We start from the raw sequence: 25,147 nt of genomic DNA, 5'->3' as shown, positions 1-25,147 counted from the left end.
CTCTGAAGCTCAAGGTGGTATGTGCTATGGCATAAAGCGTTGTGGATGATCACTGAATATACCGTCTAACTGAGGTAGGTACTTCAGTTTGTTTGGATTGTTCACTGTATAACACATCACTTTGTAACCCGCCTGCTGGAGTTTGTTTATTTGGCGCGAGCGAACCCAGTTAATGTTTAGGTTGCAGCTATAGGCGTTAACTTCTTCCAAAAGGCGTTTATCTTTTCTCGTTAAGAATTCACTCAATACACCTAATCGATACTCATTGCAGTATTTATGCAGCGCTCTAATGACATCATGACTAAAACTGGAGAGTAGTACCTTCTCTTGCGGCATGGGACTTTTTGCTAGTACGTTGGCGAGAGCTTGTGCCACTTCTTCTGCTGGGTGGCGATCTACCTTAACTTCAATATTCAAGTTAAGCTTGTGCTCAGTAGCTAAAGTGAGCAGCTCATCTAATGTCATGATTTTCTCACCTGAAAAATCTGCGCTGAACCAGCTACCAAAATCCAACGCCTTTAACTCTTCCAGAGTCAGTTCATCGACACGCCCTTGCCCATTACTGCATCGATTTATGGTGTGATCATGGCAAACCACTAAAACATTATCTTTGGTCGGTTGTACATCAACTTCAACCCAATTTAATCCGAGGTCAATGGCGGCCTGAACGCTCACTTTTGTATTTTCTGGGTATGAGCCAGCAACACCACGATGACCAATTACTAATGTTTCCATGTTCTTCATCTTCTGCTTTGTGTTGAGCAGATTGTACTCGTTTTTTGCTTTGAAGATATACCTCAAGGTGCATGTTGTCAGATCGTCTTAATAAAAGCCAAATCGCCCATTCGTCAAGGTAGGTCGTTGGAAGCACTCCTGTCGAATCATGAACCAAAGTTGGACTTTTATTCTCCTGCCGCTCATTTTTAAAGAGCAAGGTAGTTGCTAATGCATCATGGTTATCGGGAGAGAGAAATATGAAGATCGGTGTTATTGGTGCAGGTGCTGTTGGTGTGGGAGTATGTAATTACTTACTCACTCTGGGTGGTTTTAGCGAGCTTGTTCTACTTGATAAAAATTTAGAACGTGCCGAGGGTGAAGTGTTTGATTTTCGTCACACGATGGCACTGACTTTTTCAAAAAACACACGCATTATGCCGTCGGATGATTACTTAGATTTACTCGAAGCCTCTCTTGTTGTTATCACCGCTGGTACGCAGATTAAACAAGGACAAACTCGTTTGGATATTGCTGAGGTTAATGCTCAAATTGGAGTTGATATTGCGCGTCAAATAGAACGCGTAGCGCCAAATGCGGTGTTGATTGTTGTGTCAAACCCATGCGATATCGTGGCGCACTTTATTGTCACCAACACCGGTTTTGAGCCGAGTAAAGTTATTAGCAGTGGCTGTGTAGTTGATACCGCTCGTTTAATGAGTATTGTTGCTGGCCGTGTAGACCTAGACCCGAAGAACGTGTTTGGTTATGTATTAGGAGAGCATGGTAGCCATTGTTTTACTCCTAAGAGTTTAATTTCTATCGCTGGGCAACCGGCCGACTATTACTGCGATACCCATAACATTGAGAGAATTGATCCGCACGCACTTCTTGAGGCGGTGAAACAGGCGGGATACGAAATCTTTCGGCGTAAGCAGAACACCGTTCATGGCATTGCCGCCAGTGTCTTTCGAATCATTCAAGCTGTGACGATTAACGAACGATCGGTGTTGCCCGTCGGTACGATGATGTCGGGGCAATATGGTTTGCATGATGTTGTTCTCAGCCTACCTACGGTTATTGGAAAAAACGGAGCAAATTCAGTTCTGATGCATCCCTTCACTGAAGAGGAGCTTGTCACATTAAAAACGATCAGCGCCCACTTAAAACACATCGTCGAAAATGTCGCTAAGCAGACGAAGCTAAAGCCCTGATCTACCCTCATTATCAGGTGCTAGTTAGCTTAGCACTCCGGTCTACTGCTATAGAGCTATTTGTACTAAAGCCCTAGGATGTGTAGTTGTTTAATTTGTAAATGAGTAATAGAATGCGAACCATTTTTATTTGAATGGTGAGTGGTAATGTCTCGAGTTTTGATAGTGGATGATGACGTTCCTTTGTGTGAGCTATTAGAAGCAGTTTTGCAAGAGGAGGGCTATATTGTCTCTTCTGTACATTGCGGTGAAAGTGCTTTGCAATATATGGAAAAAACACCGGTAGATCTTGTACTGCTTGATGTCATGTTACCAAACCTTAACGGCATGCAAGTTGCCCGTAGAATCTGTCAACGCTTCGCGACACCTATTCTAATGCTTACTGCTCTTAATGATGAAAACTCGATGCTTGATGGCTACCAAGCGGGAGCCGATCAGTACATAGGAAAGCCTTTTAATGTTGCTGAGCTTCTGATGCGCATCAAAGCGATTCTTCGTCGTGTTGGTTTAGAGCGCCAACGTCAGGCGATGTGCAGTACCGTTCAAACGATCAGTGCTCAGCTCAATAGCTTACCACTCACAAGCACGGAAGCCGAATTACTGAGCTATTTAGTCAAAAACCAAGGTGTGGTGATTTCAAAAGCGGAACTCCAAACCGAAGTATTAAAGAAAGAGCTAAGCCCTTTTGACCGCAACCTTGATATGCACATCAGTAATATACGTCGCAAGCTAGTAGAAGCAGGGCTCTCTAAGCAACATATCAAAACCTTCCGTGGCAAAGGTTACAGCTACCTAGAGGCTGTAAACAATTAATGAAGCTCACGTGCCCACCTTTTATCGCGAAACGTAAAGACAGCTTAGCGTTTAAGTTGTTTAGTTATATGACTGCAATTGTGATAAGTATTTTGGTCGTACAAGCAATGGCGGAGCAAGCTCTCGTGAAAGCCATGCTAAAAGTGCCGGACAGTGTGCGAGAAGAAATGCTCGATCTTGCACATCAAGCCAATGTGCTGATTGAGCACGGAGACATGGATGAACTTGCGGATTGGGCGAACGCGCAAAACTTTTATCTGTTTGTGCTGAATGAGCACCAGCAACCCGTCACTCACCGTTTAATGCATCCACACTTCGAGTTCAAACTTCAATTTAAAAGAAGTATTGATGATCAACTTGAGGGAAAGGTAAATCGCCCGATTATCAATATCCCTTTGGTAAAAGATAATAGCTTGGTAATTCAACTGCCACATCGACTGCATCCCGCACATGACTTCATTTTATATTTCTCTATTCTCAAAGTGGTGATTGCGGTAGTTATTTTGGCGTTGTTCTCATTGCTAATGGCACGCAACTTACAACAGCCGCTTGATCGCTTAAGAGAAGCAAGCAAAAAGCTATCTAACGGCGACTTTAATGTCAGTGTGGTGAAAGAGTTAAAATCGAATACGCGCGAGTTTAACGAGCTGGCGCAAGACTTCGACCACATGACACAGCAAATTCATTCTCTTGCCGAAAAGCAGCGATTGCTTATAAGAGATGTCTCCCACGAGCTCCGAACGCCGTTAGCAAGACAGAATTTAGTTCTACACCTTTTGCGGAAGCGAGTTGGGGAGAACGAGCAAAGCTTGGTGACCAGGCTAGAAGACGAAGCTAAAGAGCTAAACCATTTGATAAGCGATATCTTGGAGTTCAGTCGCTTGGAAAATGCGCGTTTCGACAAAGGTGCGAAACGCCGTGATTTAGAGGTGTTGCTCGCACCGCAAGTAGAGCGGTGCAAAATCGATTTAAAACCAGAACAAACATTGTCATTCCGTTCAGAAGCAACATGCGCCAAAGCTTTTTGCGAAGAAACGCTCATCATTCGTTGTTTGAATAATCTTGTTGGAAATGCCATCAAATATTCAGGGCAAGCATCTCAGATAGAAGTTTCTCTGGCTAATCATGTCAAAGATGGGCAGCAATTGATTTCCATGTCTGTATCCGACAATGGGCCTGGTATTCCAGAGAACAAGTTGGTCGATATTTTTGACCCGTTTACTCGCTTAGATGCATCAAGAGATAAGAAGCTTGGCGGCTACGGCTTAGGTCTCGCGATTGTCAAAGAATCCATGCGCATTATGGGTGGATCCGTTACGGCGAAAAATCGTGAACAAGGAGGTCTGAGTGTTACTTTGGTGTTCAAGCAGTAAGTATGGTTAAGTCTTATTAACCGTGATTTTGATCACGTTATCGTGGCTCGTCATCAGAGAGTACTTTACAAAAGTTTGCAAATGCAAAGAATGTAAATTTAATGCAAATGGTAATACTTATCACTTATATTCACCCGCGAAATAATTAAGAGGGAATCGCATTCAACAAGCATGTGACCCGAAAAATAATAATCGGAGTGAAAGGATATGTTTACTAAGAGCCATTTGGCGCTAGTGATCGGTGCGGTGTTAGCAACACCTGCAGTGGCGGACGTTCAAACAGACGAACATGTAGTTGTAGAAGGTCGAGAGTTCGGCTACAAGGCGGATACAAACAGTACAGCAATGCGCATGGAAATGACGCAGCTGGAAACGCCAGGACAAGTAGCGGTTATCGATGAAACGGTAATTGATGAGCAGCGTGCAAGTACACTTGGTGAAGTGCTACGTAACGATGCAAGTGTTAGCGCGGGTGGTACAAGCCGTAACCGCGAACGTTTCTCTCTACGTGGTTTTGAGCTTAGCAGTTCAGACGGTTTTCTTCGTGATGGCCGTCAACACTGGTCACACTACCGTCAGCCAATTGAGCTTTTAGAGCGTGTTGAAGTGCTTAAAGGTCCATCAGGCCTGCTATACGGTAAATCTGAGCCGGGTGGCTTAGTAAACATGGTTTCGAAAAAACCAACAACTCAAACACAAGCTAGTTTGAGTCAAGATCTAGGTTCGAATGATCACTCACGCACGGTGCTTGATGTGAGTGGCGCGTTAAATGATGCAGAGACACTGCGTGCGCGCGCAATTTTTGCCAAAGAAAGCTACGGCTCTTGGCGCAGATACGGCGATGGTACCGAGCCAGAAACGGATCGTACGGTTGCGGGTCTAGTGGTTGAGTACGACATCACCGACAACTTTATGGTGTCAGCGCATTACGATCGCACGAAAGACGATGGTAGCGTGGATTCTGGTGCTTACATTGTGGATGGTAAAGCGGTTCGCGGTGACAAGCACATCTGGGATGCCCAGTGGTCAAAGATTGACAACGAAGTAGAAAACTACGGTATCGATATTAATGCTCAAGTGACTGACAATGTAAACGTAAAAGCGGGTTACAACCGTCAAGACTTTAAGCGTTTTGATGTAGAGTCTTACCCTAAGTTTGACAATTATGACAAAGACGGTGTGATTCGACACAAAGGTAATGATCGCTCCGATAATTGGGTATTTGATACTGCATATATAGATGTGACGACGGACTTTACTTTGTTCGGTACGGAAAACACGTTGTTAGTGGGCGCTAACTACTTAGATTACAGTTATGATCGCTTTATGGCATTTCATAATGAGGCGAGTATTGCGCCAGGAGAAACGGTGCCTAAGCCTGGCTATCGTAGTTCGAAGAAATCACCAACAACTGAGTACGATACTTGGGGTATCTACGCGCAAAACATGATGACTATTAACGAGTCTTGGCAAGTACTTGCAGGGGTTCGTTATGATGAAAAGCGTGATGATGACCTGACAGAGAATCAAGTTTCTCCTAAGTTTGGTGTGATTTTCCACCCAGCGACAAATGGCTCGGTTTACGTTCAGTACTCTGAAAGCTTTATGCCGCAAGGTGAAGTCAGCAGTGGTCGTGGCAAAACTTACGTGAACGATGGCGAGAAGCTAGACGCAGAGCGTGGTATCTCTTACGAGATCGGAACTAAGTGGGAACTGTTCGATCAGCGCTTATTTGTATCCGGTGCAGTGTTTGATATCACATTAGAGAACATCTCGCTGGATGTTGAAAGCGGCAAAGACGCGGGCGGTAATCTCCTACACAAGAAAACGCAAGGTGGTGAGCAAGTTCACAAAGGTGCTGAGTTAATGGCTCAAGGTTTTGTGACCCCAGAGTTGTCGCTAACGGCTTCTGCAATGTATTTGGATGCAGAGTTGACGAAAGCGGATAAAAAATTCGAGGGTAACCGCCCTGCAGATGTGCCAGAGTTCTCGGCAAGTCTATGGTCTAGCTACAAGGTTCAGGACAATACGAACCTAAACCTCGGTTTGATTTATGAAGGTGATCGCTACGGTGATGCAAAGAACACCTTCAAGAAAGATGGCTACGCTCGCGTTGATATGGGCGTGTCATACAAACATAAGTACGATGAAAACTTGGATATCATTGCTCGATTCAATGTCGAGAATTTATTCGATACCGACTACTTCGCAGGTGGTGGTAGCACGAATAGCGAGCAAAAAGGTGCGAGTGGGGTTGTGGTTGGAGAAAGCCGCAACTACATGGCAACAATCCAGTTCAAGTACTGATAACAATTTGATTATTAAAGGGGAAGGGTAGTCTTCCCCTTTGGTCGTTTTTGGAACACAGAAATATAACTCGTATGAATCTAATGAAATCAAGTATCGCTCTGTTGATATCATCGGTTTTGATTCCCGCTCACGCGGCGAACTTAAACGATGCACAAGCTGTGCAGAGTAAAACAAACCAGTCGTCGGCGGTAAGCCAAAAACGTATTGATGCAAGCGCAGAAAAATCACTTACTCTAGAAGCTGAAATTGAGCAGCTGCAAGAAGAAGTCGGTAACTTGAAGATTTATCGCGATCATCTTGCAAGCCTTGTTGAGAGCCAAAATCAAGAAGTTGATAGCTTGAACGAGCAAATTGAGCAGATTGCTCAAACTCGTCAAGGTGTCGTGCCTTTGATGTATCACATGCTTGAAGGCTTAAAAGAGCTCGTTGCTAACGACAAACCTATACGCAAAGCGCAACGTGAGGAGCGAATTGCAAAGCTGGATTCCATGATGACGCGTGCAGACGTTGCGGATGCAGAGAAGTTTCGTCGTATTTTAGAAGCGTACCAAATTGAAATGGATTACGGCACCAAGCTTGGCGTTTACCAAGGCAAGATTAACCTGGGTGACAATGAAGCTGTGGAGGCGGACATTCTCTATTTAGGGCGTTTGTCTTTGGTAGCGCGTAGCTTATCTGGTGACATATTCTGGAGCTGGTCACAGCAACAACAAGCATGGCAACAAGTGGGTTCTGAGCAAAAATCAGAGCTAGATAAAGCGTTCGCTATGGCGAATAAACAGATCGCGCCGAGTATGTTAACTCTGCCAGTGTCGTTAACCGCTGCGGAGGGCAAATAAATGATGAAAAAATGGTTATCGGTTGCATTAATCTCGACAGCCGCATTAATGCCTCATACAACTTTTGCTAGTGATGCGTTGTTACAAAAGGCGCAGCAAGAAAATCGTCAACAGCAATCGCACAATGTCGCGCGTGAATCAGGTTTTAAGAAAACAGAGCAAGAGCTACAGGCTATAAAGAATAAATTGGCCGCAGAGCGAGCGGCTCTTCAAGCAGAAGCGGACTCATTAAGTGTTACTTTCGGTGAAAACGAAGCGGAACTGGCGCAGCTAGAAGAAAAGCTACGTCTAGAAACCGGGAGCTTAGGTGAGCTATTTGGCGTCGTTCGCCAGAACGCAAAAGAGCTAGAGTCAGAGCTCAAGAGCTCAGTAACGGGTGTTGATGCAAACTCATATCAGAAAGATATCGATGCTATTGTTGCAGCTAAATCACTGCCAACGTTGACCCAACTTCAGGCGATGTGGCGCAGCATGGAAGAACAAATCAAAGCAAGTGGTGAGATGGCAAACGTCTCTTTCACACTGCTAAATGGCGAAGGTCGTGAACAAACGGTTAATGGTGTTCGTCTTGGTTCTATGGCGCTGCTGGATGATACTGGCTACGTTAAGTGGAATGGTCAACGCGGAGATGCGGTAAACTATCTTCGTCAGCCTGAAAGCGGTCCAACAGCGAATACTATTTCCTCTGGTGACATTGATGCGCTTGTCATTGACCCGTCACGCGGCATTCTTCTTGAGCAGCTCGCAAACTCACCGACTTTGGCTGATCGCCTAAATGCAGGCGGCGTTGTCGGTAAAATCATCCTTGGTTTATTAGCTATCGGCCTATTGATTGCTCTCGTACGTGGTGCATCTCTGATGATTTCGCGCCAGAAAATCATGAAGCAACTGAAAACTCCAGCACAGCCAGGAGACAACCCTTTGGGTCGTGTGCTTGCGGTGTATCAGAAAGATAAGCATCGCAGCGTAGAAGCGTTAGAGCTACGTCTTTTGGAAGCCGTTGTTGATGAGCAAACCCACCTAGAAAAAGGGTTGTCGATGCTGAAGCTTCTTGCTGCGCTGGCCCCTATGCTTGGTCTACTGGGCACGGTAACGGGTATGATCGAAACCTTCCAAGTCATCACTCAATTTGGTAATGGTGATCCGAAAGTAATGGCGGGTGGTATTTCGATGGCGCTTGTAACTACTGTACTTGGCCTTGTTTCAGCCATGCCATTGTTATTGGCGCACAACGTATTGAGCTCTCAAGCAGAAAATATTCGCAGTATCTTAGAAAAGCAAGGTATCGGTTTAGTTGCAGAACAAGCTGAGCGTGATATGCCGAGTCACAAAAATCACTCTAACACCTTAGCGGAGAACGCAGCGTAATGGAGCAGATCCTACTCAACACATTGGGTTTGATCAGTGAGGATTGGGCCACAACCTTGATGAGCTTTATGCAGCAAGGTGGTCAAATCCTATGGTGGCTGGCCGCCGTCGTGGCGGTGTGCTGGCTGTTGGTTATGGAGCGAGTTATTTATCTCACAACGGTTTTCCCTGGGGTAAAAAAACAGCTTTGTGAGCAGTGGCAAGCAAGATCAGAGCACCACTCTTGGTACGCGCATCAAATCCGTGAAGGATGGATTGCAAAAGCGCAAATCGAACTGCGCCAAAACCTATCGACTATTAAGCTGCTTGTGGCGGTTTGCCCAATGCTAGGGTTGTTAGGGACGGTGACGGGCATGATTACGGTGTTTGACGTAATGGCATCGCAAGGCAGCAGCAATCCAAAATTGATGGCTTCTGGTATCTCACTTGCTACGCTGCCAACCATGGCGGGTATGGTAGCAGCGCTGGCGGGCATGTTTATTCATGCTCGCCTTAGCAAAGTGTGTGAACGAAAAGCTATCCAGTTAGAACAATCTTTAAGGAGTCAAAAGTGAGACTCGGACGCAGACCTAACCAACAAGATGAAGCTCAAGTCGATTTAACGTCGATGCTTGATATCGTCTTCATCATGTTGATCTTCTTCATTGTGACCAGTTCGTTTGTACGTGAGTCCGGTGTAGAAGTGAATCGCCCTCAGGCTTCTAATGTGGTAAGGCAAAAAGATGCGGGCATTTTTATCGCGGTAACGGCAGCAAATGACGTGTACATCGACAAACGAGTGGTTGATATTGAGCGTGTTGAGGCTTCTATTGAGCACCTGTTACTTGATCAGCCTGATGCTTCGTTAGTTATCCAAGCTGACGAGCATGCTTATAATGGCACTGTCGTGAAAGTGATGGACGCTGCAAAAGCGGCGGGCGTGAAAAACATCGCATTGGCGGCGGAGAAACCTTAATGGGCAGGCTGTTACTTGCACTACCAGCATCACTGTTAATTTCTGTGAGTCTGTTTAGCTTTATGGCGTGGATGGTTGATAAAGGCAACCAGCGTGCGCCAGAAGCTTCGGAAGCGGTTCGTTTTGATATGGTGATGGTAGAGAATGAAGCAGACGTGCAGCGTCGTCAACGTTCAGTGCCGGAGCAACCAGAACCACCCCAAGCGCCGGAGCCAATGGATCTGTCTCAAGCTGACACTCAAATGGAGCCAATGAGCCAGATGACGCCAGTCAGTGCTTTAGGTTTGAACACTGCCCTTGAAGGTATCGCGATCAGTGCGCCAAACTTGAAGGGAACAATGGGCAACCAACAAGCACTGCCGTTGTATCGTGTTGATCCTCGCTATCCAAGTAAGGCGCTGAAACGTAGAGTTGAAGGCTATGTCATTATGCGTTTCACGATCGACGCAACGGGACGGCCAAAAGATATTGAAGTGATCGAGGCTGAGCCACAGCGTATGTTCGAAAGAGAAGCGATTCGTGCGCTTAAAAAATGGAAGTATCAGCCAAAAGTTGAGGATGGTGTGTCAATTGAGCAGTTCGGACAAACCGCTAAAGTGGAGTTCAAGTTAGCCAAATGATGAAAAAATTCTTAATCGGTACGGTATTAAGCCTGAGTGCACTTTCAACCATTGCCAGTGAGTTAAGCCAATACACTGCCGCGAGAGTTCAACGAGCACACAACTTGGCTCAAGAGGAGAAACTAAAAGAAGCGATTTCATCTCTTGAAGCTATGGAGCTTTCTCGTGGATATGACCAAGCTTATGTCGCTCGAATGTTGGGTATTTTTTACTGGCAGAATGAACAAACTCAAGCAGCAATTAAGCAACTTGAGTTGGCAGTCAATAGTGGTTTGCTACAAGATGAGCAAGCATGGCAAACCCGAAAAATGTTGGCAGATATACTGCTGAACGAGCAACGCTTTTCTAAGGCGTTACCTCATTACTATGCCTTGAGCAAAAACATTCCTAAAGGTCAAAAAGCGCATGAGCTATGGCTGCGTATTTCCCAATCTCATTATCAACTGAGTCAGTGGCAAAAAGTGCTTTCAGCAATGGCTCGTTATGAGAAGTTTGGTCAGCCAGACAAGCTTGGCGCATTGTCGATAAAGCTTTCTGCTGAGCTAGAACTGAAAAAGTGGAAGCCGGCAATCTCGACCATCAAACGCTTGATCGCGATTGAACCTGAGCGAATTGAATGGTGGCGCCAGCTTGTTGCTCTTTACCTGCGTGTTGATGACAACAAACGTGCTCTGGACTCTTTGGCGTTGGCAAAACTGAAAGGGTTACAACTTAGCCAAGATGACTTAAAGCTGCTGGCACAATTGTACGCTAAACGAGGTATTCCTGAGAGAGCTGCGTTGGTGATGAACGAGCTAGAGGATGTAAACTCGAATAGTAAACTGAAAGCTCAGCAAGCGACGTATTGGCAAATGGCAAAAGAGTGGGAAGAGTCTATCGATAGTTGGCGTGTTGCTGCTCAGTTAGACCGACAGTATTACTGGAACTATTCTCAATTGTTGGTGCAAGAAGGCCACTATAAAGATGCCCTTGCCGCGCTCGATAAGGTCAGCGGTCGTAAAGCGGATGTCGCACTTATCAAAACTCGCGCTTACTACAAGCTTAAGCGGTTTGACGATGCACTTGCTAATGCCAAAAGAGCGGATGAGATAAAACCGTCGAATCAGGCAAAAAGTTGGGTTAAGTATCTATCACAGCTACGCAAAGTAGAATCGACGCAGAACTCATAGCGAACATTTTTATTAAATACCCGAGCTCAGTCTCGGGTATTTTTTTGTCTAAAGTAATAAAGGCTATTTACTGTATGAGCTTTTCATAAAAGGCTAACGCATCAAATGGTCGGGAGAAAAAGGGGCTTTTCTCTATATATTCTTGATGTACTTTGCTCAGTGTTTCAAACTTTTCTCTCGATGTAGGTTCGATATGAAAAGTAAGGCTTTCAGTCGATTCTACAAGCTTTAATGTTGAAGTTCTTGAAGCGTTATTTTTTGCTATTAATAGATAATACGCTAGTTCTTGCTTCTCTTTTAATACACAAGCCTCAAAAGCTTTCTCGCTTAAAAACGGCAGAACAGGAGTAAATGCTTCTATATGCTTCTTTGAATACTCTAGAGTTTGTTTGTCAGGTGTATTCTGGTCTGCCATAGATTCGCACTGCTTTATTTTCGCACCATAATTATCGATAGATTGGCTTACGTTGTTAAACAAACTGGCTTCAAACTTTTCACTTGCGAAAGTGACACTTGAGAAAAGTGATAAGAGAATTATTACAACATTCTTGTTCATATTTTTCCTTCTGAACTGCACCATAACGTTTGGCTAGCATCAGAAAATCTTCTCTATCTAACCCTACACTAACTTCTTAGCTTACCTTTTTAATCTAGCTTATCGATAGCTTTTAAGTTTTTCATTAAATATACATAAAGGCGCATTTTGGTGGAGTCTATCCCACTTTTTAGTATTGGAAATATCATTAAATTTTGAGTCATTAAAATCAATAGGGTTATTATCTAGAGGGTAGGCAATTGGTCACTCATATTGGCGCAAATAGTTACAACATGCGCCAGCCAAGCTGAATTGAAAAAGTAAACAATGTAAATTAAATGCCAATACGAATGATTATCACCTAAATTATGCCCCACATTTATTGGTGATGATTGTTTCTATGCTGCTTAAAAGCAAAGGTGTTCAAACTTGGGCTCGCCGCCTACATATCTATATTTCGATGGCTCTTCTTTTAGTTACGCTGTTTTTTGCAATAACTGGAATTACCCTCAATCGCCCCGAATTATTTGAACGCCGTGAACCTATCATTCAACAACATACTCTGACGGTTCCGCACTCAGTTCTATTCTCACATTCAGATACCTTTCAACCTAATCGTGAAGGGCTGGTGGCTTTCTTGACTAAAGAAACCGAGCTTCGCGGCACTCCCTCCGCACTAGATGTGTATACCGAAGTTGAGCAAGGTGAGTTGTTACTCGGAGAGCTGTCTATGGATTTTAAAGGCCCAGGTTATAACGCTACGGTCTTTATTGATATGACCACCGGTGCGGCAGAGGTTGAAACGACGCACTACGGTATTGTTGCGTTGTTGAACGATCTACATAAAGGCCGCAACAGTGGTGGGATTTGGAAGTGGTTTATCGACGTCACTGCGCTTTTGATGGTGTTTTTTGTTCTAACAGGTGTGTGCTTATTACTGCCTAAGAAGAAGACGCTTAGAACGTCAATGCAATGGATGAGCTTTGGTACGTTACTGTCGCTCGTGATTTATTTTGTTGCTGTTCCATAACAGCTTTTTTAGAGAACACTTATGTTGAACACAGGAAGATTTTTCCGCCGTAATCACTTTTGTAAAGCCGCTTTGATCGCGGCTTTTGCTCCTTTCTCTCTTTCTGCGGCTCCTCTACCAGATAACGCGAAGATCGATTTCGAATTCGAACTTCCAAAGATAGACACTTCAATGTACGCACGCCCTTATGTGGCGGTGTGGGTTGAAAATGACCAGCGTAAACCGGTTAAAACCATTCAGCTATGGGTAGGAAAAGACGAATGGCTAAAAGACCTGCGCAGCTGGTGGAGAAAAGCGGGTCGTTATGATCGTGAACTTGTTGATGCGGTGACGTCTGCAACGCGCCCTGCTGGACAGTACCGTTTTGTCTGGGACGGAACCAATGATGCAGGAAAGCGTTTGGAGCAAGGAAATTACACGTTGTACGTCGAAGTTGTTCGTGAACATGGTGGGCGAAACTACTTACGTCAAAAAATAACGCTAGCGGACAGTGAAGTGCGCTATGAGCTTAAACCAACACAAGAGACGGGTGTCATCACCGTCAATTATCAAGTTAAGTGATTAAAGGACACAACAATGAAAACCAAAATCAAAGCAGTGGCATTGGCGAGTGTAATGGCAATGGGATTGGCTGCAACAACCACCGCACAAGCGCATCCACGTTGGGTTCTGCCTTCTCACTTTACGGTTTCAAAAGAAGGCGGTGACTGGCTGACATTTGATGTTACTGCTTCTCACGGAACGTTTGTTTTTGATAAGCCTGCGGGTAGTGACCAAGCGTTCGTGGTGATGCCGGATGGCCGTTCTGAGCGTCCTAACTTTGTTGTTCGTGGCAAACGTCGTTCTATGTTTGATTTCTTTTTTACGGAAGAAGGCACGCACAAAGTCGCGATCAATAATCAGCCGAGCTACTACACCCAATACAAAGCGGGTCGTCGTGATACGGTGAAATGGGCGCGAGCAAACAAAGCTGAGCGTCATGATGTTCTTCCAGAACAGGTGCGTGATGTGGTTACTCAACTAAGCTACACCCGAGCAGAAAGCTACATTACGGTTGGTATGCCAACGGACAAAGCGTTGGAGATTGAAGGCAAAATGCTGGAGATGAAGCCGGTCACGCATCCATCGGACATCATTGAAGGTGAACCAGTCACTTTCCAGTTTTTCTTCAATGGTGAGCCACAAGAGGGCGTCACAGCGGAGATTACACGAGAAGGCACCATGTACCGAAATCATCAAGAACAAATCGATGTGGTGAGTGATAAAGATGGCAAAGTGATCTTCACGCCAGAGGTCGCAGGGCGCTACTTAATGAAAGCGAACTACAAAGGTGAATTAAAAGATAATCCATTGGCGGATAAAGCGAGTGCCAATGTTCACCTTACGTTTGAAACTCAACTTAACTAATCGAATTAGGCTCAGCAATCGCTGGGCCATTTTGGAATCATCATGAATAACACTTCTCTTCTCAAAGCTGCTTTGCTTTTTTCTGGATTTGCTTCTTTTCACGCTGCTGCACACTTCCCTCTGATGAGTTGTCACTTGGCGCAAGATAAAGTGATTTGTGAAGCGGGCTACTCGGATGGATCGACAGCGGTCGACTACGATGTCGAAATGTACGATTACGACGACAATCTGATCGCCAAAGAAAAAACAGATAAGCGTTCCATCGCAGAATTTACTCACCCTGAAACAGATTTCTATTTGGTATTTGATGCCGGACATGAAAGCCCGGTGGAAGTGGATATCGTTGAGCTGAAAGAGAAATGAGTGTACAGAAAGTTCGCCCTGATGATGGTAACCGAGAAGGAAAGTGGGTCGCACTGACTATAGCAGTGATTCTCGGTTCTGCAGCCATACTTATGCCCTACCATCAGGTCGCGAATGAAAAGCCAGACATACAGGCTCATCAAGTTTTAATCACGGACTTACATCAAAACGAGTTGGGTTTGATCGCTGAACTTAAGCTTGCTCATGAAGAGATTCGTGATTTGCAGCTAGAAACTGGAACTTGGCCTGAGGTCTCTGACATGGAGGCGCTTTGGGTTGCTCCATTCGTAAAAGACCAAAATTGGAAGCGCAAAGGGTCTCATCAGTGGAAACGAATCGATGACGGAGTCTACATTGGCATGAAGAAAAATGCCCAAGGTTCTGCCTCTATGCTTCTGGATAGCCGTGGCTCTCAAGCTGATATTTGGTTTAGTGATTCTAGCCGATCATTAAATGCGGAGGTACTAAGCGATCTAGCAAAACGCCGCCAGCATGGCTGGCAACAAATCGTTCTGTCAGATTCCTCTTCTTCCCATTCTCACGCCCATTAAGACAACATAATTGATAAGTACTATGATCAAACGCTCTCTTTTACGTCGTATTCTTACAGCCACCGTGTTATTGACGGTGTCTTCTACAGGCTTTGCTGCCGATAAACTCAGTATTGGTATTACGCTTCAACCTTATTACAGCTATGTCAAAGCTGTTGTTGATGACAAGGCGAACATCATTCCTCTGGTCGATGCTGGTTTTAACCCTCATAACTATTTACCGCAACCCAATGATCTTAAACGTTTAAATGAAATGGATGCGATAGTGATCAATGGTATTGGTCATGACGATTTTGCACTGAAAGTGATCAAAGCCTCTCAGCGTGATGATCTCGTGGTTATCGAAGCGAACAAAGAAGTGCCTCTGTTACCGGCGATGGGGCAGTCAGTTGGTCAAGGTGCAGTGAACCCTCACACCTTTGTTGGTCTATCGACCACTATTCAAAAGGTTTACACCATCGCGAGTGAGCTAAGTAAACTGGACCCAGACAACGCTACTTTTTATCGCCAAAATGCTCGTAAATATGCGAAAACTTTCCGCCTGATGAAGCGTGATGCAATGTTGTCTCTTGGTGAGTTGGACACGGCTGGTATGAAGGTGGCGACAACCCACAATGCTTACGGATATATCCTTCAGGAGTTTGGTGTTGACGTTGCCGCTGTCATTGAGCCTGCTCATGGTGTTGAACCAAGTGCCAGTCAGTTGCAGGAAACGATTGAGAAAATTCGTGAATCGGGTATTGATGTGCTGTTTTATGAGCTCAATATGCCGAACCGTTTTGTTGATACCATCGAAGAGGCGACTGGGGTGCAGCTTTATCGCTTTTCTCACATGACTCACGGTGAGTATGAGGCTGATAAAGTCGAACTTGAGATGCGAGATAACGTGGAAACGCTCATTGAGGCAATGAAGTTTGTTGCGAGCAAGCGAGCAGGGGAAAAGGAGTAATGACTGGACCTTCCGTTTCCTTAAGTAACGTGGGCCTAAAATACGCCGACAATATTATTTTGCAGAACATCAGCGCTGAATTCGAGAGCGATAAATGCCACGTTATCATGGGGCCGAATGGTGGTGGGAAAACCTCTTTGCTTCGTTCGATACTTGGGCTAACACCATTTTCGGGAAACATAGCGCTCAATTGGCCAGAGCAATCAGCTGCATCGGGTAAGATAGGATATGTACCACAAAAGGCGATGTTCGAGGCAAGCCTCCCGTTAACCGTGATGGATTTTGTGCTGCTTAATCAAACCCGTATCCCTCTATTTTGGCGACGTAAAACTAAACAAACTCAACATGCCCTGGCCCAGCTGGATCGCGTGGGCATGGCAACGCGTTGCGATCGTCGTATGGGGCAACTCTCTGGCGGTGAGCAACAGCGTGTTTTGTTTGCGCAAGCTTTACTGGATGAGCCCAATTTATTGGTTTTAGATGAACCTACAACTGGTATGGACGAGCAAGGTGTTCGGTATCTTGAAGGTTTGATTCATGAAGTCGTTGGAGAAGGCAAAACGGTACTGGCAGTACACCATGACGTGACCGCAGTGCGCCGTTTAGATGCTCAGGTCCATGTCGTAAATCGTCAAATTGTGGCGTCAGGTCACCATTCAGATGTGCTAAGCCCTGATCGTATAGAAACATTATTTAAGCACTACACAGCAAAAGTGGAGGCTGCATAATGGATTGGTTACGAGAGTTAGCGGTTAGCGGCGTTGAAGCTGGATGGTTAAGCGATAGCTTTTCTTATGCCTTCATGGTGAACGCAATTGTGGCTGCGTTGATATTAGGACCATTACTTGGTGGTCTTGGGACATTAGTCATCGCCAAGCGACTGGCTTTTTTCTCTGAAGCGGTTGGGCACGCTGCGCTTACCGGAATCGCGATTGGTGTGTTGCTCGGTGAGCCGCCAGAGAATCCGATCATCGGCTTGTTTAGCTTTTGTATGATTTTTGCGCTGTTGCTTCACTTTGTTCGTAATCGTACCAATGTACCTTACGATACACTGGTTGGGGTTTTTCTTGCACTAGCGTTAGCGGTTGGTGCTGCGCTGTTAATGTACGTCGCTCGTAAGATCAACATTCACATGTTGGAGAACGTGTTGTTCGGATCGATCTTGACTGTGACGGACAACGATATCCTTATTTTAGCGATCAGTTGTTTGATCATATTACTGCTTCTTATTCCAACGTTTAACCGCATTTTGCTGACTTGTATTAGCCCGGATATTGCACGTGTACGCGGCTTTAATACCAGCTTTTATGATTACTTATTTGTCATGATGATCACCTTGGTCACCATCGCCGCGGTAAAGATTATTGGCGCGGTATTGGTTGGTGCATTGCTACTGATTCCTGGTGCAACGGCTAGGTTATTGACTAAACGCATGGGCAGTTTCGTTCTCCTTTCTTCTTTATTGGCAACCATTGCGTGTTTAGTCGGAACCATACTGCCGATGGAGCTTGAGCTACCAGTGCCATCAGGCGCATCCATCATCATTGTTTCTGCGGCATTTTTCCTAACAGCAACGGTTTACCGAATTATCAAAAAAGCGTAACCCTTTTTATAAAGTAATGAACATGAAGATAAAAAAATTAGCGATAACTTTTGGTTTGGTTATAGCGACGACACTTCCATCGTTGGCAAGCGCCAAAGACATTTTAACCAGCACTCCCGTCACGTACATGTTGTCTGAGCAACTCATGAAAGGTACAGGGATAGAGACTCAGTATCTGCCTCCAAAGCGTTACGGCGTTGAGCGTCTTGAGAACTGGTTCGCAAATAAAGGTACAGAGCAAGTTAAGCAAGCGGGTCAAGCCGCGACGGTTGCTATTACTCTTGGTGCTATTTGGAAACAAGACCCGACTTATGTTTACGCTCGACAGGGCAACATTCACTTGATTGAAATCGATGCATCGCAGGCCATTTCTCCTAGAGCTCAAGGAGTTGCAGCACTGACATTGGAAAACGGGTCAACATCGAAGTACGCGTGGCTGAACCCTACAAACTTAATCCGAATGGCGGGCATTGTTGGAGAGGATCTACAACGTGTATATCCTGAACACCAAAAGGCGATTCAAACGAATCAACAGGCTTTTATGCTCAATGTGCGTGAACTGATCAACCAACAACAGGCAGAGATCTTCGATAAAGGCATCGATTCAGTGGTACTGATGAGTGAGTCACTAGAGGACTTTGCCTCTGGCAACCAATTGTTTGTGGTTGGGCGCGAATTTAAGCCAGAACTCGAGTGGACAGAAGAAGACAAATTATCTTTAAAAGCTCAGTTTGAACAAGATAAAACGCTATGGTTAGTGACGGATAAACGACCGTCGAAAACCTTGACATCGCTTATTAAACCGAGTCGTATACTGCAAATTGATGTTATTGACCGCTGGGGCAGTAAGGGTATCAAAACTGAGAAGCCACTCGCACGTTGGGAGATGTGACACGTAAAAAGCCACAGATTTTATGATGGGGAATGAAAAGTTCCCTATTTTTTTGTGACTTAGTTCAAAATGTGAGCATTAATACCACTGGTTGCATAAGAAAGTGTTTGTTTCATTTCTATTTCATTACTACTTTGTTATGTGTTCGTTGCGATTGATTCGGATTTAATCTGTCTCTAAGCGAACCGGTACAAACAACTATACGGATGTTAACAATGAAAATGAAAACTCTAGCCGTTGCAGTGGCGGCACTAGCATGTGGTTCACAGGCCTTCGCAGCAGAAGTTTATAACAGCGATGGTACATCTTTATCGATCGGCGGTCACGTTTCAGTTGGCGTGGGTGAGTATTTCGAAGAAGATGTAAAAGTTCACCAAGTGTCTCCACGTATTAACGTTGCGGGTAAGAAAGACATTGGCAACGGTATTACTATCGACGCTAAAGGCGAATGGGCACTTAACTACCTTGACGGTGGTGAACAGTCATTCAAAACTCGTCTAGGTTACATCGGTGCAACTCACGAGCAGTACGGTCGCCTTGTGGCAGGTACTCAATGGTCACCTTACTACGATGTAGCTGGTGTTGCGGATCTACCAATCGCGTTTGCGAACGACTTTTTGTACGACAACCACGGCAACCTAGGCTCAGCTCGTGCTGATAAAATGCTTAGCTACCGTAAAGGTTTTGAATTTGGTGAAGGCTTTGCTTTCAACCTAGGTCTAGGTTGGCAAGGTGAGCAAACTTCAGATGCAACAACATACGAGCAACGTGGTCAAGTTGCACTGAGCGGTTCTGTAGCTGGCTTTGGTCTAGGCTACGTATACAGCGGCGGTGATGTTAAAAACGCGACTCTAGGTACTAAGAATGCTGAATCACACCTATTCTCTGTAAACTACGGTCAGTACGGTTCAGGTCTATACGCAGCAGTAGTATACGGTATGAACGATTACTTCTACGACATGCGTAAAGAGACTTCTCAACTTGAAGCTCTTTTGGCATACGGCGTAAACGATTGGACATTCAGCGTTAACTACGAAGGCGTAGAAGACGAAGAAGACAACAAGACAGTTTCAAGCGAAACTGCGCTACAAGCAGAGTACGCTGTAACTCCTGCTTTCGTAACGTTTGCTGCTTACCAGTTTGACCTAGGTAACGATTACACTAGCGAAGAGAACGACTACTGGACTCTAGGTGCTCGTTACTACTTCTAATAAATAGGCCAGTTTCTACTGCCTAAACACATTTATTGTGTTAACGCCTACTCGTTGTGAGTAGGCGTTTTTCTTTCTGCTTTCCGTTGGCTATAAGAGACACTGGTAATGATGTGCTTAGGTACCCCAACTCTCTGTTTAGAGAGCGCGTCTATAAAAAATGCCCGCAAGTTGCGGGCATTTTTGTTGTTAGAGATGCAGTTCTATTAATACGCTTATTTTTTATCGAGTAAATCGAGGAAGAACGCATACTCTAGCGCATCTTCTTTTAAGCGTTTAAATCGACCAGATGCGCCGCCGTGTCCGGCTTCCATATCGGTTTTGAACAACAAGACGTTATCGTCTGTCTTCATTTCACGAAGTTTGGCGACCCACTTCATTGGTTCAAAGTACTGTACTTGAGAGTCGTGCAAGCCAGTCGTTACCAACATGTTTGGGTAGTTTTGCGCCTTGATGTTGTCGTAAGGCGAGTAACTCAACATATAGTCATAGTATGTTTTGTTATTTGGGTTACCCCATTCATCATATTCATTGGTGGTCAATGGAATTGATTCATCGAGCATGGTGGTTACCACGTCCACAAACGGAACATGTGCACCGATACCGCGATACAATTCTGGTGCTTGGTTGATGACTGCCCCCATTAAGAGACCACCTGCAGAGCCACCAACAGCGAAGACTTTATCTTTCGCGCCATAGCCTTGTTCAACCAAACCTTTAGTCACATCAATAAAGTCGTTGAATGTGTTTTGCTTGGTCAGTTTTTTACCATCTTCATACCAAGGACGGCCAAGCATTTCAGATCCACGAATATGAGCAATGGCGTAAACAAAGCCGCGGTCTAATAGACTCAAACGTGTCGAGCGGAAAGTTGGCTCAATGGTTGCTCCATAAGAGCCATAACCATATTGGTAGAGTGGATTCGTACCATCCTTCTTAAATAAGTCTTTACGATACACCAAAGAAACGGGTACTTCTTTACCGTCACGGGCTGTGATCATAATGCGTTCTGATTGGTAATTGTCAGGATTAAAATCACCAAGTACAGGTGTTTGCTTCATGATTTCTGACTCGCCCGTTTTTAGATCGAAATCGTAGTAGGTTCCTGGAGTGGTTAAACTGCTGTAATAAATACGAACTCTCTCGTTATCCAGCTCTAGGTTACCTGTCAAATAGGCAGCAAACGCATCGTCATTAAATGTGAGGGGGAATTCTTTTCCTGTAGAGAGCTGACGTACAGTGACGCTTGCTAGGCCGTTAGAGCGCTGCTCATAGACGAGGTGATCATCGAATAGCTCGAAGTCGACAAGTTGAGTGTTGTCGTCTGCGGCAATCACGTCTTGCCATTTAGAGCGATTGTGCATCTCTTCTTGCTTAACTTTCATCAAACGGAAGTTCACGGCTTGATAGTTGGTATAAATGTAATACCAATCGCCTAGCTTAGAAATGCTGTATTCAATGCCATTTTCACGAGGATAAAAAGGCTTCGCCTTTGCTTTAGGGTTGTTCGCATCGATGATGGAGACGCCGCTGGTTTCTGTACTGGAATGCCAGATATAAATATCTTCGCCATCTTTGCTTTTGCTTAGAGAGGTGTAATAGGCGCTGTCGGTTTCTTCAAAAATCAACTCATCGCTGCTTTGTGGCGTGCCTAAAACATGACGATACACTTGGTAGCCCAGCAAGGTCTGTGGATCTTTTTTGATGTAGTAAAAGGCGTTGTTATCGTTCTGCCATGCAATCGCGCTTGAGGCGCCTTCGATTTCATCTTGTAGGTAATTGCCTGTTGTCAGGTCTTTGATCTTAAGAGTGTAAACGCGGCGGCTTAATGTATCTTCGCCATACGCCAGTAAGTTTTCATTCGGACTAACGTACAAGCCGCCAATACTGAAGAACTCATGTTCTTTTGCAAGTTCATTGACATCTAAAATGACTTGCTTGTCTTTGCCTGCAAAGTCTTTAGCTCGAAGGTGAACTTCGTATTCGTTATCTCCGGTCACTTCACTTGAGTAGAAGTAGTTGCCTTTACGCACAGGAACGGAGTTGTCGTCTTTTGCTATGCGACCTTTAATTTCTTCAAATAGCTCATTTTGAAGAGCTTCAGTGTGCTTGAGAACGGTTTCCGCATACTGATTTTCTTGCTCTAGGTGCTGCAAAATTTCCGGATCTTTACGCTCGTCGTCACGCATCCAGTAGTAGTTATCAACGCGAGTATCACCATGAATAGTCATCGCGTGAGGGACTTTTTTCGCAACCGGAGCTTGAGTTTGTTGAGCAACGATCTGTGATTGGGAGTATTGAGTCATGCTGGGAGTTCCTTGATTGCTGCATCCGGCGACAAGAGCGACCGAGACGGCCAACGTAGTTAAAGTGAAACGCATCTGTTTTTATCCTTATTATACGCCCAAGTGGCCTCATCCTGAGGGCTGGGCTTTCATTTCGTTAGTGGTTTTCAGTTGTCCATTCTTTGTTATGGGGTGTGCCGAAAAAGTGAGAATTCTCAATAATTCCGAGTTGGCTACTCAATTTGAAGGGAGCTGAAAACACATTGTGTAAGCAGCTGTTATTTTTAACAAATATCAATTCGAAAGTTAAATCATTCTCATCAGTAAATCGATATAGTGTGATATGAAAAAAGGGACACACTAGTTTAGTGTGTCCCTTTTGGATTTTGAACGTTAGTCGATAATGATCAGATGACTTGCGGCACTTCGTTTGAGTGGTTGTGCGCTCGATTTACCCACATGAGCCCAAGCATTGCAATTACCGACATTGCCATCATCAAAACACCTAGTGGCATCTGGTTATGCGCTGGAAATAGTGATGCAAGCAAGGTCGCAATACCTGCTCCCAAGTTTTGCATGCCACCCAATGTCGCGCCTGCTGTTCCTGCATGATATGGGAATGGCGCAATTGCTCCGGTTGTTGCTGCTGGGAATAGGATACCCGCACCCAAAAAGTACACGGTTGCGCCACCAACCAGCGTTAACGCCGTGGTTAAACCAAACAAGCCAGGGATGAGCACAATAGCAGAGCCAACAAAAATCGATACCAAGCCCACATTTAAAGCACGACGCTCAGAGCGACGCTGCGCGATGTAGCTAGATAAGCCCGCACCCACCAAGTAACCCGGGATCGGCAAGATAAACAGCAAACTTACTGTGGTCGCTGGTAATGCCAATACACCACCTAGCAATACCCCAGCTGCTGCCTCGAACACACCTACGCCAGCAAACGTCGCAACTAGGCAGATCAAAAAGCCTTGGAAGCGGCGATCTGATAAAACGTGTTTGTAGCTTTTGGCTACTGGTTCGAACTTGCGTTTCTCTTTTGGTAGCGTCTCCATCATGCTGGTCATCATGGTAATCACCACTGCAATGCCAAACAGCGCTAAGAATAGGTAGCTAGAGCGCCAGCCAAACGCTTCGGTTAAGTATCCGCCAAGCACGGGAGCCAACAATGGTGAGAAAATCACACACATGCTGATTAAGCTATTTGCTCTGTGTAGCTCAGAACCTTCAAAACAGTCGCGAGTCAGAGTGCGTGACATCGCACCACCGCAGCCAATACCTAAACCTTGGATGAAACTACCAATCAAGAACCATTCAAATTGGTGTGCAAAGAGCGCCACCAATGTACCTACGATGTAGATAAGTAGGCCTGCTATGATGATTGGCTTGCGACCTAAGCGGTCCGATAACGTACCGTACACGAATTGCGATAAGCCATATGGAATTAGGTAACAAGCCATCACAGCTTGAAGTGATGACGCAGACACCAAAAACTCACCCGCCATATGACCGATTGAAGGCACGTACATTGTTTGGGTCATTTGACCCACGGCAGTCAATATTGCGATTAAAAAGGTAAGTTTCGCTAATGGAAACGAAGCAGACATTTGCGTATCTCTCCAAAAAATTTAAGACGTAAAAACCCTTAGCGCTCTAATGCAGAGTGCCAACAAACTTTTGGTGTTACGGGGCTATTTGCGCGAGATATTAGTCTTTGCGTGTACAATTAGCAATCGAAAAGTGTGAAGTTGAGCAAGATAAAAATCTATAATATTCATTAGAAAAACTAATCTTAACTTGCATTCGGAAATAGGCTGCTTTTCTTTGTTGAATTATGTTAAATCTCTTATTTGTTGTGAATGTAAACCCACTTGTAGGTCATTGGTTTTTATGGTTAAAATTGAGGGGATAAGAATTGTTTTGGTTAGCCAGAGCAAGACATGGTTCGAACGAAGAAAAGACTGCAGAAGGCACCATGAACAAAAAGGGAGCCGAAGCTCCCTTAGAAATGATTATGTTTATTCTCGGCCAGATGCGTATGCGTAAAGCATTTCTAGCGCGATGGTTGCTCCCGCTAATGCGGTAACATCACTGTGGTCGTACGGAGGCGATACTTCTACAACATCCATACCCACAATATTCATACCGGCTAAGCCACGAATGATCTTCAGTGCTTTGTCTGAGTTCAAGCCACCACAAACGGGTGTACCTGTTCCCGGCGCGAAGGCTGGGTCCAAGCAGTCGATGTCAAAAGTAACATACACTGGCTTATCTGCGACGGTACGACGAATCTCTTCTAAGATCTCGTTCACCGACATGTCATTCGCTTGCATCGCATTAATCACATTAAAGCCGTGATCCTGCTGTTTGTATTCAGTACGAATACCGATTTGTACGGAGTTCTTCGCAGAGATCAAGCCTTCTTTCGGCGCATGGTAGAACATCGTACCGTGGTCGTATGAACTGCCATTTGCGTAGGTATCCGTATGAGCATCAAAGTGAATCAGAGCCATTTGACCATGATGCTTCGCGTAGGCACGCAGGATAGGCAGTGTGATGAAGTGGTCACCGCCCAATCCCAACATGGTTTTACCGCTTTTTAGAATTTCACTGGTTGCTGCCTCTAGACGGTAAGTGAAATCTTCCGCATCACCGCAATCGAACACGAGGTCACCCGCGTCGATCACTTTCAGCTTATCCAATACGTTGAAGTCCCACGGGAACTTCTTACCTTCCCATGCCAAGTTGACTGAGGCACGGCGAATCGCATCTGGCCCCATGCGTGCGCCTGGACGACCAGATGTAGCCATGTCCAGAGGAACCCCTAGCACCACAACGTCTGCGTCTGCCGATACCGGATTACGAATGTACGGTAGACGTAAAAACGACATAGAGTTGGAGTAAAGCGAATAATCGGTTTTAGTAAACAAATCATTCATA

General features: G+C 45.0%; 25 protein-coding genes. 20 read left to right on the top strand and 5 right to left on the bottom strand.

Features of this window, described 5'->3' with window-relative positions:
• Positions 1–24 precede the first annotated feature (24 nt).
• Positions 25–735, bottom strand: coding sequence for a glycerophosphodiester phosphodiesterase family protein (locus ACHFJ9_RS04475; RefSeq protein WP_048625142.1), 711 nt, complete (start codon positions 733–735; stop codon positions 25–27).
• Between the two features lie 239 nt (positions 736–974).
• Between ACHFJ9_RS04475 and ACHFJ9_RS04470 the strand changes: the two genes are divergently transcribed.
• The 10 genes from ACHFJ9_RS04470 to ACHFJ9_RS04425 all read left to right on the top strand — a co-directional run bounded on the left by ACHFJ9_RS04470 (position 975) and on the right by ACHFJ9_RS04425 (position 11,375).
• Positions 975–1,928: a lactate/malate family dehydrogenase gene (locus ACHFJ9_RS04470; protein WP_048624650.1), complete on the top strand. Its 954-nt coding sequence runs from the start codon at positions 975–977 to the stop codon at positions 1,926–1,928.
• 147 nt (positions 1,929–2,075) lie between these two features.
• The gene (locus tag ACHFJ9_RS04465) at positions 2,076–2,741 is read left to right on the top strand and encodes a response regulator transcription factor (RefSeq protein ID WP_005393531.1); all 666 of its coding nucleotides are present in this window, start codon (positions 2,076–2,078) and stop codon (positions 2,739–2,741) included.
• The gene (locus ACHFJ9_RS04460) at positions 2,741–4,114 is read left to right on the top strand and encodes a sensor histidine kinase (protein WP_005393533.1); all 1,374 of its coding nucleotides are present in this window, start codon (positions 2,741–2,743) and stop codon (positions 4,112–4,114) included. The genes ACHFJ9_RS04465 and ACHFJ9_RS04460 overlap by 1 nt, the downstream gene beginning before the upstream one ends.
• A 207-nt stretch (positions 4,115–4,321) precedes the next feature.
• Positions 4,322–6,421: a TonB-dependent siderophore receptor gene (locus tag ACHFJ9_RS04455; RefSeq protein WP_152813530.1), complete on the top strand. Its 2,100-nt coding sequence runs from the start codon at positions 4,322–4,324 to the stop codon at positions 6,419–6,421.
• A gap of 74 nt (positions 6,422–6,495) precedes the next feature.
• Complete coding sequence (locus ACHFJ9_RS04450) at positions 6,496–7,263, top strand: DUF3450 domain-containing protein (protein WP_395353957.1); 768 nt, start codon at positions 6,496–6,498, stop codon at positions 7,261–7,263.
• Positions 7,264–8,631 (top strand): MotA/TolQ/ExbB proton channel family protein, encoded by a 1,368-nt coding sequence (locus ACHFJ9_RS04445; protein WP_226420294.1) that lies wholly within the window; start codon positions 7,264–7,266, stop codon positions 8,629–8,631.
• The gene (locus ACHFJ9_RS04440) at positions 8,631–9,185 is read left to right on the top strand and encodes a MotA/TolQ/ExbB proton channel family protein (RefSeq protein ID WP_006741219.1); all 555 of its coding nucleotides are present in this window, start codon (positions 8,631–8,633) and stop codon (positions 9,183–9,185) included. Before ACHFJ9_RS04445 ends, ACHFJ9_RS04440 begins: the two co-directional genes overlap by 1 nt.
• Positions 9,182–9,586, top strand: a complete 405-nt coding sequence (locus tag ACHFJ9_RS04435; protein WP_395353954.1) for an ExbD/TolR family protein — start codon at positions 9,182–9,184, stop codon at positions 9,584–9,586. Before ACHFJ9_RS04440 ends, ACHFJ9_RS04435 begins: the two co-directional genes overlap by 4 nt.
• Positions 9,586–10,206 (top strand): energy transducer TonB, encoded by a 621-nt coding sequence (locus tag ACHFJ9_RS04430; protein WP_005393542.1) that lies wholly within the window; start codon positions 9,586–9,588, stop codon positions 10,204–10,206. Before ACHFJ9_RS04435 ends, ACHFJ9_RS04430 begins: the two co-directional genes overlap by 1 nt.
• Positions 10,203–11,375, top strand: coding sequence for a tetratricopeptide repeat protein (locus tag ACHFJ9_RS04425; protein WP_046873906.1), 1,173 nt, complete (start codon positions 10,203–10,205; stop codon positions 11,373–11,375). Before ACHFJ9_RS04430 ends, ACHFJ9_RS04425 begins: the two co-directional genes overlap by 4 nt.
• A 67-nt stretch (positions 11,376–11,442) precedes the next feature.
• On the opposite strand, the gene ACHFJ9_RS04420 is transcribed toward ACHFJ9_RS04425, so the two are convergent.
• Positions 11,443–11,931, bottom strand: a complete 489-nt coding sequence (locus ACHFJ9_RS04420) for a hypothetical protein (RefSeq protein WP_006741222.1) — start codon at positions 11,929–11,931, stop codon at positions 11,443–11,445.
• A gap of 379 nt (positions 11,932–12,310) precedes the next feature.
• On the opposite strand from ACHFJ9_RS04420, the gene ACHFJ9_RS04415 reads away from it, so the two are divergent.
• The 10 genes from ACHFJ9_RS04415 to ACHFJ9_RS04370 all read left to right on the top strand — a co-directional run bounded on the left by ACHFJ9_RS04415 (position 12,311) and on the right by ACHFJ9_RS04370 (position 19,916).
• Positions 12,311–12,940, top strand: coding sequence for a PepSY-associated TM helix domain-containing protein (locus ACHFJ9_RS04415; protein WP_085344263.1), 630 nt, complete (start codon positions 12,311–12,313; stop codon positions 12,938–12,940).
• Between the two features lie 21 nt (positions 12,941–12,961).
• On the top strand, positions 12,962–13,501 hold the full coding sequence (locus tag ACHFJ9_RS04410) for a DUF2271 domain-containing protein (RefSeq protein WP_006741224.1): 540 nt from the start codon (positions 12,962–12,964) through the stop codon (positions 13,499–13,501).
• Positions 13,502–13,516: 15 nt separating this feature from the next.
• Positions 13,517–14,347, top strand: a complete 831-nt coding sequence (locus ACHFJ9_RS04405) for a DUF4198 domain-containing protein (protein WP_053807978.1) — start codon at positions 13,517–13,519, stop codon at positions 14,345–14,347.
• A 42-nt stretch (positions 14,348–14,389) separates the two neighbouring features.
• Positions 14,390–14,710 (top strand): hypothetical protein, encoded by a 321-nt coding sequence (locus ACHFJ9_RS04400; protein WP_046873904.1) that lies wholly within the window; start codon positions 14,390–14,392, stop codon positions 14,708–14,710.
• Entirely contained in the window at positions 14,707–15,261 is a 555-nt protein-coding gene (locus ACHFJ9_RS04395) for a DUF6162 family protein (protein ID WP_226420297.1), read from the top strand. Before ACHFJ9_RS04400 ends, ACHFJ9_RS04395 begins: the two co-directional genes overlap by 4 nt.
• Before the next feature lie 22 nt (positions 15,262–15,283).
• Positions 15,284–16,210, top strand: coding sequence for a metal ABC transporter solute-binding protein, Zn/Mn family (locus tag ACHFJ9_RS04390; RefSeq protein WP_395353949.1), 927 nt, complete (start codon positions 15,284–15,286; stop codon positions 16,208–16,210).
• On the top strand, positions 16,210–16,938 hold the full coding sequence (locus ACHFJ9_RS04385) for a metal ABC transporter ATP-binding protein (protein WP_395353947.1): 729 nt from the start codon (positions 16,210–16,212) through the stop codon (positions 16,936–16,938). Before ACHFJ9_RS04390 ends, ACHFJ9_RS04385 begins: the two co-directional genes overlap by 1 nt.
• The gene (locus ACHFJ9_RS04380; protein ID WP_065645584.1) at positions 16,938–17,813 is read left to right on the top strand and encodes a metal ABC transporter permease; all 876 of its coding nucleotides are present in this window, start codon (positions 16,938–16,940) and stop codon (positions 17,811–17,813) included. Before ACHFJ9_RS04385 ends, ACHFJ9_RS04380 begins: the two co-directional genes overlap by 1 nt.
• Before the next feature lie 22 nt (positions 17,814–17,835).
• A complete protein-coding gene (locus ACHFJ9_RS04375) occupies positions 17,836–18,705 on the top strand; it encodes a metal ABC transporter solute-binding protein, Zn/Mn family (RefSeq protein WP_114323503.1) in 870 nt (289 codons plus the stop codon).
• A 215-nt stretch (positions 18,706–18,920) separates the two neighbouring features.
• Positions 18,921–19,916 carry a porin gene (locus ACHFJ9_RS04370; protein ID WP_395192351.1) on the top strand — a complete coding sequence of 332 codons (996 nt, stop codon included), beginning with the start codon at positions 18,921–18,923 and terminating at the stop codon, positions 19,914–19,916.
• Positions 19,917–20,131: 215 nt separating this feature from the next.
• Here the strand turns inward: ACHFJ9_RS04370 and ACHFJ9_RS04365 are convergent, their stop codons facing one another.
• The 3 genes from ACHFJ9_RS04365 to speB form a co-directional block, all read right to left on the bottom strand.
• Positions 20,132–22,297, bottom strand: coding sequence for a S9 family peptidase (locus tag ACHFJ9_RS04365; protein ID WP_395353944.1), 2,166 nt, complete (start codon positions 22,295–22,297; stop codon positions 20,132–20,134).
• Between the two features lie 311 nt (positions 22,298–22,608).
• Complete coding sequence (gene emrD, locus ACHFJ9_RS04360; protein ID WP_005393574.1) at positions 22,609–23,814, bottom strand: multidrug efflux MFS transporter EmrD; 1,206 nt, start codon at positions 23,812–23,814, stop codon at positions 22,609–22,611.
• A 411-nt stretch (positions 23,815–24,225) separates the two neighbouring features.
• Positions 24,226–25,146, bottom strand: a complete 921-nt coding sequence (gene speB, locus ACHFJ9_RS04355; RefSeq protein WP_005393578.1) for an agmatinase — start codon at positions 25,144–25,146, stop codon at positions 24,226–24,228.
• Position 25,147: the final 1 nt, after the last annotated feature.

Origin of the sequence: Vibrio sp. D3, assembly GCF_043995865.1 — a bacterium.
In the GTDB taxonomy this organism is placed as follows: Bacteria; Pseudomonadota; Gammaproteobacteria; order Enterobacterales; family Vibrionaceae; genus Vibrio; species Vibrio diabolicus.
This window is presented reverse-complemented; position numbering and strand designations above follow the sequence as displayed.

Bases quoted from the DNA above. Each gene is read 5' to 3' on its own strand.
- ACHFJ9_RS04475 (WP_048625142.1), bottom strand. From the start codon at position 735: ATGGAAACATTAGTAATTGGTCATCGTGGTGTTGCTGGCTCATACCCA.
- ACHFJ9_RS04470 (WP_048624650.1), top strand. From the start codon at position 975: ATGAAGATCGGTGTTATTGGTGCAGGTGCTGTTGGTGTGGGAGTATGT.
- ACHFJ9_RS04465 (WP_005393531.1), top strand. From the start codon at position 2,076: ATGTCTCGAGTTTTGATAGTGGATGATGACGTTCCTTTGTGTGAGCTA.
- ACHFJ9_RS04460 (WP_005393533.1), top strand. From the start codon at position 2,741: ATGAAGCTCACGTGCCCACCTTTTATCGCGAAACGTAAAGACAGCTTA.
- ACHFJ9_RS04455 (WP_152813530.1), top strand. From the start codon at position 4,322: ATGTTTACTAAGAGCCATTTGGCGCTAGTGATCGGTGCGGTGTTAGCA.
- ACHFJ9_RS04450 (WP_395353957.1), top strand. From the start codon at position 6,496: ATGAATCTAATGAAATCAAGTATCGCTCTGTTGATATCATCGGTTTTG.
- ACHFJ9_RS04445 (WP_226420294.1), top strand. From the start codon at position 7,264: ATGATGAAAAAATGGTTATCGGTTGCATTAATCTCGACAGCCGCATTA.
- ACHFJ9_RS04440 (WP_006741219.1), top strand. From the start codon at position 8,631: ATGGAGCAGATCCTACTCAACACATTGGGTTTGATCAGTGAGGATTGG.
- ACHFJ9_RS04430 (WP_005393542.1), top strand. From the start codon at position 9,586: ATGGGCAGGCTGTTACTTGCACTACCAGCATCACTGTTAATTTCTGTG.
- ACHFJ9_RS04425 (WP_046873906.1), top strand. From the start codon at position 10,203: ATGATGAAAAAATTCTTAATCGGTACGGTATTAAGCCTGAGTGCACTT.
- ACHFJ9_RS04420 (WP_006741222.1), bottom strand. From the start codon at position 11,931: ATGAACAAGAATGTTGTAATAATTCTCTTATCACTTTTCTCAAGTGTC.
- ACHFJ9_RS04415 (WP_085344263.1), top strand. From the start codon at position 12,311: ATGCTGCTTAAAAGCAAAGGTGTTCAAACTTGGGCTCGCCGCCTACAT.
- ACHFJ9_RS04410 (WP_006741224.1), top strand. From the start codon at position 12,962: ATGTTGAACACAGGAAGATTTTTCCGCCGTAATCACTTTTGTAAAGCC.
- ACHFJ9_RS04405 (WP_053807978.1), top strand. From the start codon at position 13,517: ATGAAAACCAAAATCAAAGCAGTGGCATTGGCGAGTGTAATGGCAATG.
- ACHFJ9_RS04400 (WP_046873904.1), top strand. From the start codon at position 14,390: ATGAATAACACTTCTCTTCTCAAAGCTGCTTTGCTTTTTTCTGGATTT.
- ACHFJ9_RS04395 (WP_226420297.1), top strand. From the start codon at position 14,707: ATGAGTGTACAGAAAGTTCGCCCTGATGATGGTAACCGAGAAGGAAAG.
- ACHFJ9_RS04390 (WP_395353949.1), top strand. From the start codon at position 15,284: ATGATCAAACGCTCTCTTTTACGTCGTATTCTTACAGCCACCGTGTTA.
- ACHFJ9_RS04385 (WP_395353947.1), top strand. From the start codon at position 16,210: ATGACTGGACCTTCCGTTTCCTTAAGTAACGTGGGCCTAAAATACGCC.
- ACHFJ9_RS04380 (WP_065645584.1), top strand. From the start codon at position 16,938: ATGGATTGGTTACGAGAGTTAGCGGTTAGCGGCGTTGAAGCTGGATGG.
- ACHFJ9_RS04375 (WP_114323503.1), top strand. From the start codon at position 17,836: ATGAAGATAAAAAAATTAGCGATAACTTTTGGTTTGGTTATAGCGACG.
- ACHFJ9_RS04370 (WP_395192351.1), top strand. From the start codon at position 18,921: ATGAAAATGAAAACTCTAGCCGTTGCAGTGGCGGCACTAGCATGTGGT.
- ACHFJ9_RS04365 (WP_395353944.1), bottom strand. From the start codon at position 22,297: ATGCGTTTCACTTTAACTACGTTGGCCGTCTCGGTCGCTCTTGTCGCC.
- emrD (WP_005393574.1), bottom strand. From the start codon at position 23,814: ATGTCTGCTTCGTTTCCATTAGCGAAACTTACCTTTTTAATCGCAATA.
- speB (WP_005393578.1), bottom strand. From the start codon at position 25,146: ATGAATGATTTGTTTACTAAAACCGATTATTCGCTTTACTCCAACTCT.